Origin of the sequence: Nocardioides sp. (genome assembly GCF_035576065.1) — a bacterium.
In the GTDB taxonomy this organism is placed as follows: domain Bacteria; phylum Actinomycetota; class Actinomycetes; order Propionibacteriales; family Nocardioidaceae; genus Nocardioides.
On the sequence record NZ_DATLWX010000008.1, the window covers coordinates 78528 to 93439 of the forward strand.

Consider the following 14912-nt stretch of genomic DNA (forward strand, 5'->3'; position numbering starts at 1 on the left):
CGACCGGGGCGAGGAGGTCCACTCTGCCGACGGGTCCGCGGACGGGTCCGCTGGCGGGTCCACGGGCGGGTCGCCGGCTGCAGGCGGCTCCCCGGTCGCGGGCGAGCACCGCAGCTGAACCAGCCGGGAGACCAGCTCGAACAGATCGCAGCGGCGCCGATCCCATGGGGACCGGCGCCGTTGCTGCGGCGTACGGGCTCTAGTACGTCCCGATGATCTTCCGGGGCGTCCCGGGCGGCGGCAGCCGGGTCACGGTGACGCTGCCCATCAACGCCATCCCTCGGACGCGGATCGTCGGAGAGTCCGGCCCGATGTCGGCGGCCACCTTGTCCTTGCCGTGGCCGTAGTCGCCCATGATCGGGGTCCCGTCCACAACGACGTTGAAGTGGGCCGGCACCACCACCTTGACGTCGCCCATGATCGCGCTCGCATTGATCGTCGTGACGTGGCTGGAGAGGCTCGCCTGACGCAGGTCGATGAGCACGCTGCCCATCAGCGCGAAGGCGGCATGGTTCTCCGGCACGTGCCAGGCCCCTCTGCGCTTGCAGTCGCCCATGATCGCCATCGAGCTGGCGTGACCCGACGTGGCCGCGGGCAGTCCGGTGACGTTCCTCGGCTGGAGGGAGCTGCTGACCGGCGCCACGGGGTGGAGGTCGGCGGTGATGGGGACCAGGTCGGCGTAGGTCTTGGCGTCGAAGGCCAGCTCGAGCCGTTCGTCGAGCTCGTCCAAGTCGAGGCGCCCCTCCCCTGCCGCCGTCCGCAGGAGCTCGGCGACCTTGTGCCGGTCTGCGTCCGAGATGCGCATGCGGCTCGGGTCCCCCCCGCTGCTGTTCTCCAGCTCACCACCCATGGGCTCACCCTACCGAGCGACGAGCCGCCTGAAGTCCCGCGCCGCGATGTGCTGGTAGTCCTGGGAGGTGACCCACTCCCCGCCCCACCTCCAGCCCAGCCGGGCCAGCGCCACGACTGGCAGCTCACCCGATCTGATCACCCCGGGCGGGACCGGCGAGGTGGGGTCCCGGCCTAGGCGCGCGTTCGGGCGGCCGTTGGCGGGCTCGACCGAACCCGCCCGGACATAGGGGTTCTGGACCGGGTTGATGTCGATCGCGGCGCCATAGGCGTGGGCCGACCATCGCCGCTGGCCGGCAACGCGCCGACAGTTGAAGCCTGAGGTGTTGTTGGCTGCCATCGACCGGTCGTCGTCACCGCTGTAGTCGTCGACCAACCGCATCCGCGCGATCGGCCACCCGGCGGCGTACAGACGCGCGAAGGCCCGCGTGACGCCTCGCGCGTAGCGCCGGTGGACGACCATCTCGCCGGCGCGGGCCTGTCCGTCGAAGTCGCGGTAGGTCATCTGCAGGTAGCGCAGGTCGCGTAGCGGCACGGGGCAACCCGGGCGATGGCTGGTCGCCATCCGCGCGGCGAGGGCAGTCCCGATGGGCCCGATCGAGGAGGTGTACGCCGGGTCCACAGTCTGTCCCTGGCCACGGTCCGCGCCCAGTCCCGTACAGCGCTGCAGGTCCTGCCACGCAGCGAGCGCGACGTCGCGCTCGGCGCCGACGACCGGGCGGGGCCGACCGTCCGGCGCGATCACCGCAGGTGTCCAGGCATCGTCGACGACGCCGTCGACGTCCATGCGAAGGGTCAGCACTCCGGTGTCGGGCGAGCGGTCGTGATACCAGACGAAGTTGCCCAGGCCGTAGCTCACGTAGGTCTCGCCTGACCAGCCGGAGCCGCTGACCACGTGCGCATGACTGCCGAGCACGACGTCGGCACCGGCCTCGGCCAGCAGCCGGGACAGCGTGCGCTGCTGCTGGGTGGGACACGACTGGTACTCGCGCCCCCAGTGCAGGTAGACGACCACGAGGTCATCCGCCTCGGCCGCTGCTCGCACCGCGTCCAGCAGCGCTGTCGGCCGGGACTCGCGTGCGGCCGCTGACCCGGCGTTGTCGGGGCCGGCTGCCCACACGTCACTCCTGCCCTCGCGGAAGGCGGTGTCGGCAGCCAGGACGGCGACGTCGAGGCCACCCACGCGGACGCGGTATGGCGCAAACGCCTGCTCGATGTCGCGGCCGATGCCGACAACCTCCACCGGGGCATCGCGGGCCGCCGTCAGAGTGTCGCTGAGTCCCACGCGGCCGTAGTCCGCGACGTGGTTGTTGGCCATGCTCACGACGTCCACACCCGCGTCGGCCAGCACGTCCAGAGCGCGCTCAGAGGTGCGGAAGTGATAGCGGTTGCCCGCGCCCTCGCGCTCCTTCGGGGTGCGCCTGCCGCGCTCGGTGATGGCCGACTCGAGGTTCAGCATCGCCAGATCGGCATCACGCAGCGTCGCCGCCATCGGCCCCAGCGCCCCCTTCGGACGGCGCAACAGGCGCGCCAGGTGTGCCTCGAAGTGCACGTCCCCGGCGAAGGCGATGGTGATCTCGCCGGGGCTCTGGGGGGACGTGGCGGGCTCTCCGGGGGACGACGACTTCGACTCGTCGCCGCCGCCGGTCGACGTGCACGCGCCCAGCGCCAGCACGGCAGCGCTCAGGGCTGCGATCCGCCGCACCCGTGCTGGCCCGCGCGCTCTCATCGTGTCGGCCTCCTGCCCCGATTGTCCCCGACCCGAAGACCGCGGCACGGGCGCGGCCCAGGCACGGCAGCGAGCTAGACCGGGCGGGTGTCCACGTAGACCGTGCCACCGAGCTCGACGAACTCGGCCGATTTCTCCTTGAACCTCTCCCGGACGTCCTGACTGATCCGCATGGAGCAGAACTTCGGCCCGCACATCGAGCAGAAGTGCGCCGTCTTCGCGCCCTCCGCCGGCAGCGTCTCGTCGTGGAACGACTCCGCCGTGGGCGGGTCGAGGGACAGCGCGAACTGGTCGCGCCACCGGAACTCGAACCGGGCGGTCGACAAGGCGTCGTCCCAGGCGCGTGCGCCCGGGTGACCCTTGGCGACGTCGGCGGCGTGGGCCGCCAGCTTGTAGGTGATCACCCCGGTCTTGACGTCGTCGCGGTCGGGCAGACCGAGGTGCTCCTTGGGCGTGACGTAGCAGAGCATCGCGGTGCCGTGCATGGCGATCGTGGCCGCGCCGATCGCGCTGGTGATGTGGTCGTAGCCGGGGGCGACGTCGGTTGCCAACGGCCCCAGCGTGTAGAACGGCGCGCCGTGGCACCAGTCCTGCTGGAGCCGCACGTTCTCCTCGACCAGGTTCAGGGGGACGTGCCCGGGCCCTTCGACCATGACCTGCACGTCGTGCGTCCAGGCGCGCTCGGTCAGCTCGGCGAGAGTGCGCAGCTCCGCGAACTGCGCCTCGTCGTTGGCGTCGGCCACCGAGCCCGGCCGAAGACCGTCCCCGAGGCTGAAGGAGACGTCGTAGGCGGCGAAGATCTCGCACAGCTCGTCGAAGTGCGTGTAGAGGAAGTTCTCCTCGTGGTGCGCCAGGCACCAACCGGCCATGATCGAGCCGCCGCGCGAGACGATGCCCGTGATCCGGTCAACGGTGAGCGGGATGTGCCGCAGCAGCACCCCGGCGTGGATCGTCATGTAGTCGACCCCCTGCTCGCACTGCTCGATGACGGTGTCGCGGAAGATCTCCCAGGTGAGCCGGTCGGCTTCCCCGTCGACCTTCTCCAGCGCCTGGTAGAGCGGCACCGTGCCGATGGGCACCGGGCTGTTGCGCACGATCCACTCGCGCGTGGTGTGGATGTCGTCGCCGGTCGAGAGGTCCATGACGGTGTCGGCGCCCCAGGTCACTGCCCAGACGAGCTTGTCGACCTCCTCGTGGATCGAACTGGTGACGGCGCTGTTGCCGATGTTGGCGTTGACCTTCACCAGGAAGCGACGCCCGATCACCATCGGCTCGCACTCGGGGTGGTTGATGTTGGCGGGGATGATCGCCCTCCCCGCGGCCACTTCGGAGCGCACCAGCTCGACGTCACAGCCCTCGCGTGCTGCGGCGTACTCCATCTCGGGCGTGGTGATGCCCTGACGGGCGTAGTGCATCTGGGTGACGTTGCTGCCGGTCCTGGCCCGGCGGGGGGCGAGCCGCTCTCCGCGCCACTCCTCCTGCGCCTGACCCCGCCGGACTGCCGAGCGCCCGTTGTCCAGCAGCTGGGTCTCCCGCCCGGTGTAGGTCTCGGTGTCGCCTCGCGCCTCGATCCAGGTCGTACGGCGCCCGGGCAGCCCGATCTCGGGATCCGAACCGGGGCCGGTCGTGCAGTAGCGGTCGAACGTCTCGCCGTTGGTGAGGGCGACCCGGGTGACGGGCACCTCCCACTCCCCGGTCGCGACGCGCTCATGTGCGGGGTGGACCTTGGTCATGCGGTTTCCTCCTGATGGTGGCGGCTGATGTGTGCGATGGGCCCTCGACCGCGACCGAGGTCCCAGGTGCTGCTGGTGATGAGCTGGTCGGCGACGTACGCCGCCGCTGCGCGAGACGCAGACCGGAGTACGTCGACGGTGAGATCGCCGGGCGTGCCGCCGGACCCCTGGTGGGAACTGGGTCCGCGTCCCGCTGCGAGCAGGGCGGCCAGGGCGCTGGCGAACGTGCACCCCGACCCGTGGTCCGCGGTCGTCGGGACGGCACGATGACGCAAGGGCTCCGCCCGTCCACCTGGCAGACAGACCCAGTCGGTGCAGGTCGCCTCTTCCCTCCGCCCCGGCTGCCACTCGGGGCCACCGGTGAGCACGATCGCGCAGCCGACGTCGGCCAGCCGCGCCGCGAGGGCGGCGGGTGGGCCGTCACGGCCCGCGAGGACGCGCGCCTCTTCGTGGTTGGGAGTCGCCACCCACGCGCGCGGCAGCAGTCGCTCGACGTAGGCGTCCACCACGGACCGACCTGCGAGCACGGCGCCGCTGGTCGCGCTCAGGACCGGGTCGACCACCAGGGGCAGATGGCAGAGCCGGTCCGCGACGAGGGCGACGACAGTCGGGGTGCCGAGCATCCCCGTCTTCACCACCGCGACGGGAAGGTCGTCGAGGACTGCCCCGATCTGGTCATCAACCACCGCGATCGGCACCGGGTGCACAGCGCGAACACCGACGGTGTCCTGGGCGGTGACGGCGGTGACGACGCACGCGCCGTGACAGCCCAGGTGTCCGAACGCAGCAAGGTCGGCCGCGACCCCGGCGGCGCCCCCGGAGTCGGTTCCGGCGACCGTGAGGACCACGGGCGGCGCGCTCACTGCAGGGCCTCCAGCAGGTCAGCGACCACCGCGGCCGGTTCCGCGGCCCGCATCACCGCACCCATCACCGCGACCCCGTGCGCCCCAGCCGCGACGGCATCGGCGGCGTTGTGCGGGTCGATGCCGCTGAGCGCCAGCACCGGGATCGGGTGGTCAGTGAAGTGGCTCGCCGTCAGGACGGACCGGTGCCCACGTTTGCTCGCGCTCTCGGCGTACGGCGACAGGGTGGCCCACGACGCCCCCTCCGCGGCCGCTCGCGACACCTTCGCGCGCGAGTGGCACGACCTGCCCCAGGGACCCGTCGTCGGCGCGTGCTGCTGGGCGGCCACGTGCAGACCGTGTGCCGCGTCGTCGTGGATGCGCGACGAAATGACCGTCAGGCCAGGCAGGGCGACCAGCTCGCGGACCAGGGCCGCGCGGGCCGTCGGCGCGAGGTCGTGCTCGCGAACGACCACGGCGGTGAGGCCGACGTCGACACACTCGCTGACCGTCCGGAGCAATGCGCGGCCCAGAGTGAGCTGAGATCGATCGGTCATGAGCACCAGGCGCGCGATCACGAGACCCTGCCAGTCAGCGGACTCGCTGAGCGGGCTTCGGCGCGACGTGGGATCCGGCCGGATCTGCGGGCGATCCACCCCGCCTCCACCGCCAGCCGGAGAGCCCGCGCCATCCCCACGGGGTCCTCGGCACGGGTGACGGCACTGGCGGCGAGGACCGCGGCACAGCCCAGCTCCATCGCCAAGGCAGCATCGGACGCGGTGCCGATCCCGGCGTCGAGCACGACGGGGACGTCGACTGCAGCCACCACGGCTTCGATCGCATGCGGGTCGAGCACACCCAGGCCCGAGCCGATGGGCGAGCCCAGCGGCATCACCGCCGCACAGCCGACGTCGACCAGACGACACGCCAGCACCGGGTCCGCGGGAGCGTAGGGCAGCACCGTGAAGCCTTCAGTGACCAGCGTCGCGGCGGCATCCAGCAGCTCGACCGCGTCCGGGAGCAGGGTGCGCTCATCGCGCACCACCTCGAGCTTGACCCAACTGGTGCCCAGGGCTTCGCGGGCCAGCCGGGCGGTGTGCAACGCCTCGCCCGCCGAGAGGCAGCCGGCGGTGTTGGGCAGGACCCGAGCCCCGATGTCACGCAGGATCCCCAGCAGTCCGGCCGGCGCGCTGCCGGACGCCCGCCGCATGCTGACCGTCACCAGGGCAGGACGAGCGGCCTCGAGCACCGGCCGCACGAGGTCGGGGCGGGGCAGGCCGCCGGTCCCGAGGAACAGGCGCGACTCGAGGACCTCGCCGGCGATCACGAGACGGCTCATCCGCCAGCCACCGCCGCGACGACCTCGACCGTGTCGCCGTCGTTGACCGGGTGGGTGTGATGCACCGAACGCGGCACCACCTCGTGGTTCACGGCGACAGCGCAGCCGATCGGGACGTCGCCCAGCAACAACGTAATGGTCGGGGCGTCGCACTCCACGTCCGCACCATTGAGCGTGATCCTCATGCGTCCTCCTGGTTGGTCTGCACGTCGAAACGGCGCGGGTCGAGCGTGGGATCGGGATCGGCGCCCTCCACGGCGTCGGCCACGAGACTCGCGGTGAGCGGAGCCAGCAGCACCCCGTGGCGGAAGTGGCCTGCGGCCAGGAAGACGCCCGCCTCACACGTCGGGCCGACGAGCGGCCGGTTGTCGGCAGTGCCGGGGCGATCGCGGGCCAGCGCCTCGCGCAGCTCGGCCCGGTCGAGGCCAGGCACCAGCTCCGTAGCGGCAGCCAGGAGTCGGCGCACACCACCGGCGGTGACCACCGGTGGGCCGTCGTGCTCCTCCGACGTCGCCCCGACGACCACCTCGCCACCCGGCCGCGGCACGACGTAGACCGGCTCGCCCCGCACCCATCCCCGCAGCACGCGACTCAGGCCGATCTCGCCGCGGAGCCGCAGGATCTCCCCGCGCACCCCTCGCACAAGACGGTCGTACGGCGCGGGCAGGCGCGCACCGGTGGCGAGCACCGTCGCGTCGGGCAGCGTGCTCGGACCGCTCGCCACGACCCGGGGGCCCAGCTCGGTCACCAGCGCAGCCACGACAGCCCTGGGGTCCACGGCGCCGTCCTGGCTCAGCACAGCCGCGGCGCCGACTCGAGCCAGGGCAGGTTCGAGCAGCCGGGCTCCGCGGCCGTCGAGAACCTCGACCTCGACGCCGTGGCCAGCGAGAAGCGCGACCTGGCGCTCGACCATCTGACGATCTCCTGCATCCACGCCGACCAGCAGGGTGCCCGTGTGCTGCAGCGGCACGCCCAGCGTTGCGGCGTACGACGGCCACAACCGGGCCGAGGCGACGCCCAGCGCGTGCAGGGCGGATTCGCCGTGCCAGGCCTCACCGGCCGGTGACAGCATGCCGGCCGCGGCGTGGCTCGCACCCGAGCCCGGGGCCGGGTCCACGACGGTCACGTCGTGACCGCGTCGGATCAGCTCGCGAGCGCAGGCAAGTCCGATGATGCCGGCACCGAGCACGTGCACCCGCATCACCCGACCGCCCGCACCAGTTCCTTCGCGGCCGAGAGTGGGTCGGGTGGTCGCCAGAGCGCGCCGATGACCGCGACCCCGTGGGCACCCGCTTCTCGGCACGCACGCGCGCCGACGGGGCCGACGCCCCCGATGGCGATCAGGGGCAGCTCCCCCGCGGCTGCCCCGATCGCCTCGAGGCCCAGCGGATCCGGCAGCCCGGCCTTGCTCGTCGTGCGGAAGACGGGCCCGAAGCCCGCATAGCTGGCGCCGTCCGCGGCGGCGCGGCGCACGGCGTCGACGTCGCGGCAGGTGGCCCCGATGACCAAGTGTGGGGCGAGGCGGCGGGCGTCGGCGACGGAGAGGTCGTCGGCCCCCAGGTGCACCCCATCGGCTCCGGTGGCCAGGGCGACGTCGACCCGGTCGTCGACGATCACCGTCGCGCCGGCGGGGCGTACGGCCGCGAGCACCAGTCGGGTCAGCGCCGCCAGCTCGCGGGTGGTGGCGTCCTTGTCGCGGACCTGGAAGCCGCCAACACCGGCGTTCGCGAGGTCCTCGAGCAGGTCGAGGTCATCGGTCGCGGAGACCAGACAGAACAGACGGGGCAACAGTGGGGGCATCGGATCGCTTCCTTCGCCGGCATTACCCGGATCAGGTGTAACGGTCGGAGCGGAATGCAGCTCCCTCTCAGCCCGCTACCGCGAGCTCCCGTGAGGTCGTAGAGGACGCTAGCAGAGGTGCGGCCGACCACGCGGCGTACCCTCACCTCTCGTGAACGACGCCGACGCCCCGTATTGCGACATCCTCCCCGGCCACGGATCGAACGGCACCCACTCGACGCCGTACCGACTGGTGACCACCGAGGGGGTCAGCACCTTCGAGGCGGACGGTCAGAGGTTCCTGCGGGTCGACCCGGCAGCGATCCGGCGTCTGACGGCCGAGGCGATGCACGACATCAGCCACTACCTGCGGCCCGGTCACCTCGCGCAGCTGCGGCGGATCATCGACGACCCCGAGTCGTCGGGCAACGACCGCTTCGTCGCCCTCGACCTGCTCAAGAACGTCAACATCTCCGCCGGCGGCGTGCTGCCGATGTGCCAGGACACCGGCACCGCGATCGTGATGGGCAAGAAGTCCGAGGGGGTCCTGACCGGCATCAACGACGCCGAGGCCATCAACGCCGGGGTCAAGGACGCCTACACCAAGCTCAATCTGCGCTACTCCCAGCTCGCGCCGCTGACGATGTTCGAGGAGAAGAACACCGGCACCAACCTGCCGGCCCAGGTGGAGCTGTACTCCATGCCGACCCCGGTCACTGCGGACGGCGTCGGGTCGCCCGAGTACAAGTTCCTCTTCATGGCCAAGGGCGGCGGGTCGGCCAACAAGTCGTTCCTGTTCCAGGAGACGAAGGCGATCCTCAACCCCACCCGTCTGCTGAGCTATCTGGACGAGAAGATCCGCTCGCTCGGCACCGCCGCGTGCCCGCCCTACCACCTGGCCGTCGTCATCGGCGGGACGAGCGCGGAATATGCAATGAAGACCGCGAAGTATGCCTCCGCGCACTATCTCGACGACCTCCCGACGTCGGGGTCGATGAGCGCCAACGGCTTCCGCGACCTCGAGCTGGAGGAGGAGGTCTTCAAGCTGACCCAGTCCTTCGGCATCGGCGCCCAGTTCGGTGGCAAGTACTTCTGCCACGACGTCCGGGTCGTCCGCCTCCCCCGCCACGGCGCGTCCTGTCCCGTCGCCATCGCCGTGTCCTGCTCGGCGGACCGACAGGCGCTGGGCAAGATCACCGCCGACGGTGTCTTCCTCGAACAGCTGGAGACCGACCCCGCCCACTACATGCCGACGGCTGGGGTCTCGGACGAGATCGCCTCGGGCGAGGTCGTGCGGATCGACCTCAACCAGCCGATGGACGCGATCCTGGCCGAGCTGACCAAGCACCCGGTGAAGACCCGGCTCTCCCTGACCGGCCCGCTCGTCGTGGCGCGCGACATCGCGCACGCCAAGATCAAGGAGCGGCTCGACGCGGGCGAGGAGATGCCGGCCTACCTGCGCGACCACCCCGTCTACTACGCCGGCCCGGCCAAGACGCCGGTCGGCATGGCGTCGGGGTCGTTCGGTCCGACGACAGCCGGTCGCATGGACTCCTACGTCGAGCAGTTCCAGGCCGCTGGCGGATCCAAGGTGATGCTGGCCAAGGGCAACCGCTCGCGCGTGGTCACCGAGTCCTGCGACGAGCACGGCGGGTTCTACCTCGGGTCCATCGGCGGACCGGCCGCTCGGCTCGCGCAGGACTGCATCACCTCGGTGTCGGTGCTCGAATACGAGGAGCTCGGCATGGAGGCCGTGTGGAAGATCGAGGTGGAGGACTTCCCCGCGTTCATCGTGGTGGACGACAAGGGCAACGACTTCTTCACCGACCCCTCCGGCGCCGTCGACGTGCCCCTGTCGGGCATCCGGGTCCGCTCAGCGCAGTAGTCAGCCATGCACGCGGCAGCGCTTGTCGCGCGTATGCCGGAGCGCGAGCCTGCGTCCGACAAGGCGGCGGCCGGGGTGTCGGACGCACGCCGCTCGCTCGACCCTGCGTCCCACGAGGCGGCCGGGGTGTCGGACGTTCAGCGGGACGTCCGACGATACGACTCATGTGGCTGCCATCACGTCGGACGTCCCGGGTGACGTCCGACGTGATGGCAGCTGGGGGGTCAGACGTACGCCGCAGCGCCGGCCGGGCGTCGCGAGTCACGCGGTCTCGTCCAGATGGGGGCACCCGCGTGACCGGAGCGCCTCGGTGATCTGAGCAAAGAAGTCATCGGGCGCCGCCCGGAGCCCCAGCAACGGGAGTCTGAGCACAATGTCGCCTGCCATCGCCACCTCGTTGTGCCGCAAGGCGTCCGCCACGGCGTTCTGCACCCAGGCGTGCTGGATTCCGTCGATCTCGACGACGACACCCCACTGCTCCCAACAGACGTCCAAGAAGAAGCGGCCGTCCTTCGTCTGACGGAGGACCTGTCGCGACGGCTCGGGAAGCCCGCGGCGCCGACATTCGTGCGCGAACTCGTGCTCGCTCACCGCGCGAACCCCTTCGAGCAGGTCCAAGATCGTGGCATGGATGAGGAGTCGGCGCCTGTCGCGTCTGATCCTGAGGGCTGCGACGCCGAGCCTCTGCGGCGTGGTCAAGCCCTGCTGGACGGCCATCGTCAGTAGAAGGACGGCTTGCTTGTCCGACGTGGCCCACAGAGCGCCGTGCACCGCCGCCACCTCCGGCTTGGTCCTGGGAACCCCCGACGGCGCGTGGTCGCTCAGCCGATAGCGCCGCGTCTGGTGGACGTCCAGGCCCTTGGCTCGCCGACGTCGCGCGTTCCTCGGGACCGAAACCCGGAACGAATCCTGTTCGAAGCCCCGCAGACCGGACGCGATCAACGCGGACCCACCGTCGAGCACTGCACCCGGTCCAGCCTCGAGGACCGCCGCCCATTGGGCACCGAGGGTGGAGAGCTCGCCAGTGTGGACGGCGAGGCACTGCCGCCGCACGGTCCGCCACCGTCGAGCGGTGACGTTGGCACGGATCTGGCCGCGGGTGACTCCGATCCTCAACAGTTGCTGGCGACTCACGACACCTCCCTGTTCCTCGGCCAGTGCCGTGGCCTTCGCGATCCTCTGCTTGGCCAGCTCCGAGCGCATGGCGCGGCCGGGCGGGCGGCTCTCCTCCGGTTCGGTGTTCATCCCAGGAGCGTGCGTTGCGGCACTGCTCCGTACCAGTGCTGAACACCGATCTGTGGACGACCGCCCGGTTGCGTCCGACGTGATGGCCGCCGGGATGCCGGACGCAACCCGGGACGTCCGACGAAGCGGCTACCAGGGCCACCGATTCGTCGGACGTCTGCTCTATGTCCGACGAAGAGGGCAGCCGGGGTGTCGGACGCACGCTACGCAGTAGCTGCCGCTCCGCGGCGGGAACCAGACTCCGTCGCGCGTCGTTGGAGCCCATGACCCCAGGAGGACATCTGATGAAGTGCCCCAATGACGACATCACGTTGATCATGAGTGAGCGCAGCGGCATCGAGATCGACTACTGCCCCGAGTGTCGCGGCGTGTGGCTCGACCGCGGCGAGCTCGACAAGATCATCGACAGAGCAGCCGCCGAGCAAGCGCCCGCGCCGGCGCCAGCCGCGCCGCCGGCGCAGTCCTACGAACGCTCCTACGAGCAGGAGCGCGACGACCGCCGGACGGAACACGACCAGCGCTACGCCCGCGCCAGTCAGCAGGGCGCTCAGCAGCCCTACCGCAAGAAGAAGAAGGAGAGCTGGCTCAGCGAGATCTTCGACTGAGGCGGGCCTCCGCTCCGGCGTCGACGGACCAGCGCCGTACGCCGAAGGCAGCAGTGCTTTCATGTCGTCATGGACATGGACATGGACATGGTGGAGATCGCCCGTTCGCAGTCCGAGCGTGGCGAAGTGGTGCTCCGGCGCCGGACCAACGAGCTCGGAGCCCACGTGTTCGAGCTGCGGGTCAACGGCGTCTTCGTCATGGACACCCACGAGACCAGCAGCGAGATCGCGCTCGCCGCAGCCGCACTCGAGCTCGTCGCCGATCCCCGCGACGTCGTGGTCGGTGGACTCGGGCTCGGCTTCACCACGCAGCGGGTGCTGGCCGACCCGCGGGTGGAGCAGGTGACGGTGGTCGAGATCGAGGACGCGCTCATCGGGTGGATGCGCGACGGCACGGTCCCGCAGGGGCCCGCCATGCTGGCCGACCAGCGGGTCAAGATCGTCAACGCCGACATCTCGATGGCGATCGCCGAGGCACGCTCGACGTACGACCTGATCCTGCTCGACGTCGACAACGGTCCGGGATACCTCGTCAACGAGGCCAACGAGCGCCTCTACGAAGCGGACTTCCTCGCGCGCTGCCGCGATCTCCTCAACCCCGACGGCGTCCTGGTCGTCTGGTCGGCCGCGGCGGCGCCGGAGCTCCTCGACGCGATGCGCACGGTCTTCGGGGACGCTGAGGAGCAGGTGCACGACGTCCTGCTGCAGGAGCGGCCGGAGACCTATCACCTCTTCCTCGCCCGCTGCTCGGCACACCTCTCGGGGGTGGCGCGCGGGAGTAACGTCGAGCGGGTGATCCAGACGACCGCAGGCACCCGGACCGAGCACGATTCCATGGGCGATGTCGAAGTCCCGATCGACGCTCTGTGGCGGGCGCAGACCCAGCGCGCCATCGAGAACTTCCCGATCAGCGGCGCCACCCTCGAGCGGCGACACATCCAGGCGCTCGCGCTGGTCAAGGCCGCGGCGGCCCGCGTGAACGGCGATCTCGGCGTGGTGACGCCGGAGCAGTCGTCCGCGATCGCCGACGCCGCCGCGGCAGTGGCCGGCGGCGAGCACGACAGCCACTTCCCGCTCGACGTCTTCCAGACGGGGTCGGGCACCAGCTCCAACATGAACACCAACGAGGTGCTCGCCTCGCTCGCGGCCAAGGCCGGCGTGGACGTCCACCCCAACGACCACGTCAACGCCTCCCAGAGCAGCAACGACACCTTCCCGACCTCCATCCACGTCGCCGCCACCCTGGCCGTGGTGGAGGACCTGCTGCCTGCACTCGCGACGCTCCAGAGCTCGCTGGAGGTCAAGGCTGAGGAGTTCAAGGGGCTGGTGAAGGCAGGTCGGACGCACCTGATGGACGCCACCCCGGTGATGCTCGGCCAGGAGCTCGGGGGGTACGCCGCAACGCTCGCCTACGCCGCTGAGCGGCTCGACAGCGTGCTCCCCCGGGTCCGCGAGCTGCCGCTCGGAGGCACGGCGGTCGGCACCGGGATCAACACCCCGCCCGGCTTCGCGGCGGCTGTGATCGAGGCGCTCACGGAAGCGACCGGCCAGGACTTCACCGAGGCGCGTGACCACTTCGAGGCGCAGGGCACGCGCGACTCGCTGGTCGAGCTCTCCGGTGTGCTGCGGACCATCGCCGTGGGCCTCACCAAGATCTGCAACGACCTGAGATGGATGTCGTCGGGCCCGACGACCGGACTGGCGGAGATTCACCTCCCCGACCTCCAGCCGGGGTCGAGCATCATGCCGGGCAAGGTCAACCCGGTGCTGCCCGAGGCCACGCTCATGGTCTGCGCCCAGGTGATCGGCAACGACGCCGCGGTCGCGTGGGCGGGAGCGAGCGGCAACTTCGAGCTCAACGTGCAGATGCCGGTCATGGCGCGCAACCTGCTCGAGTCGATCCGGATCCTGTCCACGTCGACGACGTTGCTGGCCCACCGCTGTGTCGACGGGATCACGGCCGACGCAGACCGCATGCGCACCTACGCCGAGTCCTCCCCCAGCGTCGTGACGCCCCTCAACAAGCACCTCGGCTACGAAGTGGCCGCCAAGGTCGCCAAACAGGCGCTGAAGAACGGCGCGACCATCCGTGAGACGGTGCTGGCACTGGGGTACGTCGATCGCGGCGTCCTCACCGAGCAGGAGCTCGACGACGCCCTCGACGTGGAACGGATGACCTATCCATGAGCCAGCTGAACGACCCGGACTACGTCCGCGAGCAGTACGCGACCGAGACCAACCTGGAGACGCGCCGAGCGGTGTGGCAGCCGACCGCCGACGGCCTCGACCCGGCCACGGAGGCTCTCCGCGCGATCGACCGGGCCCTGGTCGGGGACGCGCACGTCCTCGAGGTGGGTTGCGGAACCGGGGTGATGGCCGAGCAGATCAACGCGCTGCCCGGCGTCACGCTCGTCGCTGTCGACTTCTCGGCGCGCTTCGTTGAGATGACCGCTGCCCGCGGCGTCGACGCCCGCGAGGCCGACATCTGCTACCTGCCCTTCGAGGACGCGTCCTTCGACGTCGTCTTCGCGGGCTGGATGCTCTACCACGTCCGTGACCTCGAGCGGGCGCTCAACGAGGTCCGCCGCGTGCTGCGGCCGGGCGGCACGTTCGTGGCCGTCACCAACGGCAACGACCACCTCGCCGAGCTCCGCATCGAGGCCGGGAAGACGCGTGAGATCACGCAGTTCAGCAGCGAGACCGGCGAGTCCGTCCTGCGCCGGCGCTTCGCCGACGTCCGACGCCACGACCTCGAGACGCGCGCCGTCTTCGGTGACCATGCAGCCGCCCAGGCCTACCTCGACTCCGCGCCCAACGGAGGAGAGCTGCCGTTCTTCGAGGGCGAGCGGGAGTACGCCGGGCACGTCACGGTCTTCGAGGCCCGCTGAGCCGATCCTGCTGCAGAC

The 14912-nt window shown here is 70.8% G+C and carries 14 protein-coding genes, 1 pseudogene and 1 riboswitch; of the genes and pseudogenes, 5 read left to right on the plus strand and 10 right to left on the minus strand.

The window, feature by feature from the left end:
• Nucleotides 1-199 precede the first annotated feature (199 nt).
• The 9 genes from VNJ48_RS03950 to thiE all read right to left on the minus strand — a co-directional run bounded on the left by VNJ48_RS03950 (nucleotide 200) and on the right by thiE (nucleotide 8292).
• The gene (locus VNJ48_RS03950) at nucleotides 200-850 is read right to left on the minus strand and encodes a DUF1707 SHOCT-like domain-containing protein (protein WP_325599325.1); all 651 of its coding nucleotides are present in this window, start codon (nucleotides 848-850) and stop codon (nucleotides 200-202) included.
• Nucleotides 851-859: 9 nt separating this feature from the next.
• Nucleotides 860-2578, minus strand: coding sequence for a CapA family protein (locus tag VNJ48_RS03955; RefSeq protein ID WP_325599327.1), 1719 nt, complete (start codon nucleotides 2576-2578; stop codon nucleotides 860-862).
• A 74-nt stretch (nucleotides 2579-2652) separates the two neighbouring features.
• A complete protein-coding gene (thiC, locus tag VNJ48_RS03960) occupies nucleotides 2653-4311 on the minus strand; it encodes a phosphomethylpyrimidine synthase ThiC (RefSeq protein WP_325599329.1) in 1659 nt (552 codons plus the stop codon).
• On the minus strand, nucleotides 4308-5174 hold the full coding sequence (gene thiD, locus VNJ48_RS03965) for a bifunctional hydroxymethylpyrimidine kinase/phosphomethylpyrimidine kinase (RefSeq protein WP_325599331.1): 867 nt from the start codon (nucleotides 5172-5174) through the stop codon (nucleotides 4308-4310). The genes thiC and thiD overlap by 4 nt, the downstream gene beginning before the upstream one ends.
• On the minus strand, nucleotides 5171-5710 hold the full coding sequence (locus tag VNJ48_RS03970; RefSeq protein ID WP_325599333.1) for a thiamine phosphate synthase: 540 nt from the start codon (nucleotides 5708-5710) through the stop codon (nucleotides 5171-5173). The genes thiD and VNJ48_RS03970 overlap by 4 nt, the downstream gene beginning before the upstream one ends.
• A 17-nt stretch (nucleotides 5711-5727) precedes the next feature.
• Nucleotides 5728-6492 (minus strand): thiazole synthase, encoded by a 765-nt coding sequence (locus VNJ48_RS03975; RefSeq protein ID WP_325599335.1) that lies wholly within the window; start codon nucleotides 6490-6492, stop codon nucleotides 5728-5730.
• Entirely contained in the window at nucleotides 6489-6677 is a 189-nt protein-coding gene (gene thiS, locus VNJ48_RS03980; protein ID WP_325599336.1) for a sulfur carrier protein ThiS, read from the minus strand. Before thiS ends, VNJ48_RS03975 begins: the two co-directional genes overlap by 4 nt.
• Entirely contained in the window at nucleotides 6674-7693 is a 1020-nt protein-coding gene (locus VNJ48_RS03985) for an FAD-dependent oxidoreductase (RefSeq protein ID WP_325599338.1), read from the minus strand. Before VNJ48_RS03985 ends, thiS begins: the two co-directional genes overlap by 4 nt.
• Nucleotides 7693-8292 (minus strand): thiamine phosphate synthase, encoded by a 600-nt coding sequence (gene thiE, locus VNJ48_RS03990; RefSeq protein ID WP_325599340.1) that lies wholly within the window; start codon nucleotides 8290-8292, stop codon nucleotides 7693-7695. The genes VNJ48_RS03985 and thiE overlap by 1 nt, the downstream gene beginning before the upstream one ends.
• Nucleotides 8284-8394, minus strand: a riboswitch (TPP riboswitch). (Overlaps the previous gene by 9 nt.)
• A 49-nt stretch (nucleotides 8395-8443) precedes the next feature.
• Here thiE and VNJ48_RS03995 point away from each other — a divergent pair.
• The gene (locus VNJ48_RS03995) at nucleotides 8444-10156 is read left to right on the plus strand and encodes a fumarate hydratase (protein WP_414689907.1); all 1713 of its coding nucleotides are present in this window, start codon (nucleotides 8444-8446) and stop codon (nucleotides 10154-10156) included.
• Nucleotides 10157-10417: 261 nt separating this feature from the next.
• Here the strand turns inward: VNJ48_RS03995 and VNJ48_RS04000 are convergent, their stop codons facing one another.
• Nucleotides 10418-11401, minus strand: a complete 984-nt coding sequence (locus VNJ48_RS04000) for a DUF559 domain-containing protein (RefSeq protein WP_325599342.1) — start codon at nucleotides 11399-11401, stop codon at nucleotides 10418-10420.
• A gap of 284 nt (nucleotides 11402-11685) precedes the next feature.
• On the opposite strand from VNJ48_RS04000, the gene VNJ48_RS04005 reads away from it, so the two are divergent.
• The 4 genes and pseudogenes from VNJ48_RS04005 (at nucleotide 11686) to VNJ48_RS04020 (ending at nucleotide 14894) form a co-directional block, all read left to right on the plus strand.
• On the plus strand, nucleotides 11686-12006 hold the full coding sequence (locus tag VNJ48_RS04005; protein ID WP_325599344.1) for a zf-TFIIB domain-containing protein: 321 nt from the start codon (nucleotides 11686-11688) through the stop codon (nucleotides 12004-12006).
• A 198-nt stretch (nucleotides 12007-12204) separates the two neighbouring features.
• Nucleotides 12205-12612, plus strand: a pseudogene (locus tag VNJ48_RS04010) (spermidine synthase); the annotation flags it as partial.
• Nucleotides 12613-12801: 189 nt separating this feature from the next.
• Entirely contained in the window at nucleotides 12802-14193 is a 1392-nt protein-coding gene (locus tag VNJ48_RS04015) for a class II fumarate hydratase (RefSeq protein ID WP_325599470.1), read from the plus strand.
• Nucleotides 14190-14894, plus strand: a complete 705-nt coding sequence (locus VNJ48_RS04020) for a class I SAM-dependent methyltransferase (protein ID WP_325599346.1) — start codon at nucleotides 14190-14192, stop codon at nucleotides 14892-14894. Before VNJ48_RS04015 ends, VNJ48_RS04020 begins: the two co-directional genes overlap by 4 nt.
• Nucleotides 14895-14912 lie beyond the last annotated feature (18 nt).

Coding starts and splice junctions, on each gene's coding strand:
- VNJ48_RS04005 (WP_325599344.1), top strand. CDS start 11,686: ATGAAGTGCCCCAATGACGACATCACGTTGATCATGAGTGAGCGCAGC.
- thiS (WP_325599336.1), bottom strand. CDS start 6,677: ATGAGGATCACGCTCAATGGTGCGGACGTGGAGTGCGACGCCCCGACC.
- VNJ48_RS03955 (WP_325599327.1), bottom strand. CDS start 2,578: ATGAGAGCGCGCGGGCCAGCACGGGTGCGGCGGATCGCAGCCCTGAGC.
- VNJ48_RS03970 (WP_325599333.1), bottom strand. CDS start 5,710: ATGACCGATCGATCTCAGCTCACTCTGGGCCGCGCATTGCTCCGGACG.
- thiC (WP_325599329.1), bottom strand. CDS start 4,311: ATGACCAAGGTCCACCCCGCACATGAGCGCGTCGCGACCGGGGAGTGG.
- VNJ48_RS03985 (WP_325599338.1), bottom strand. CDS start 7,693: ATGCGGGTGCACGTGCTCGGTGCCGGCATCATCGGACTTGCCTGCGCT.
- VNJ48_RS03950 (WP_325599325.1), bottom strand. CDS start 850: ATGGGTGGTGAGCTGGAGAACAGCAGCGGGGGGGACCCGAGCCGCATG.
- VNJ48_RS04000 (WP_325599342.1), bottom strand. CDS start 11,401: ATGAACACCGAACCGGAGGAGAGCCGCCCGCCCGGCCGCGCCATGCGC.
- VNJ48_RS03975 (WP_325599335.1), bottom strand. CDS start 6,492: ATGAGCCGTCTCGTGATCGCCGGCGAGGTCCTCGAGTCGCGCCTGTTC.
- thiE (WP_325599340.1), bottom strand. CDS start 8,292: ATGCCCCCACTGTTGCCCCGTCTGTTCTGTCTGGTCTCCGCGACCGAT.
- VNJ48_RS04020 (WP_325599346.1), top strand. CDS start 14,190: ATGAGCCAGCTGAACGACCCGGACTACGTCCGCGAGCAGTACGCGACC.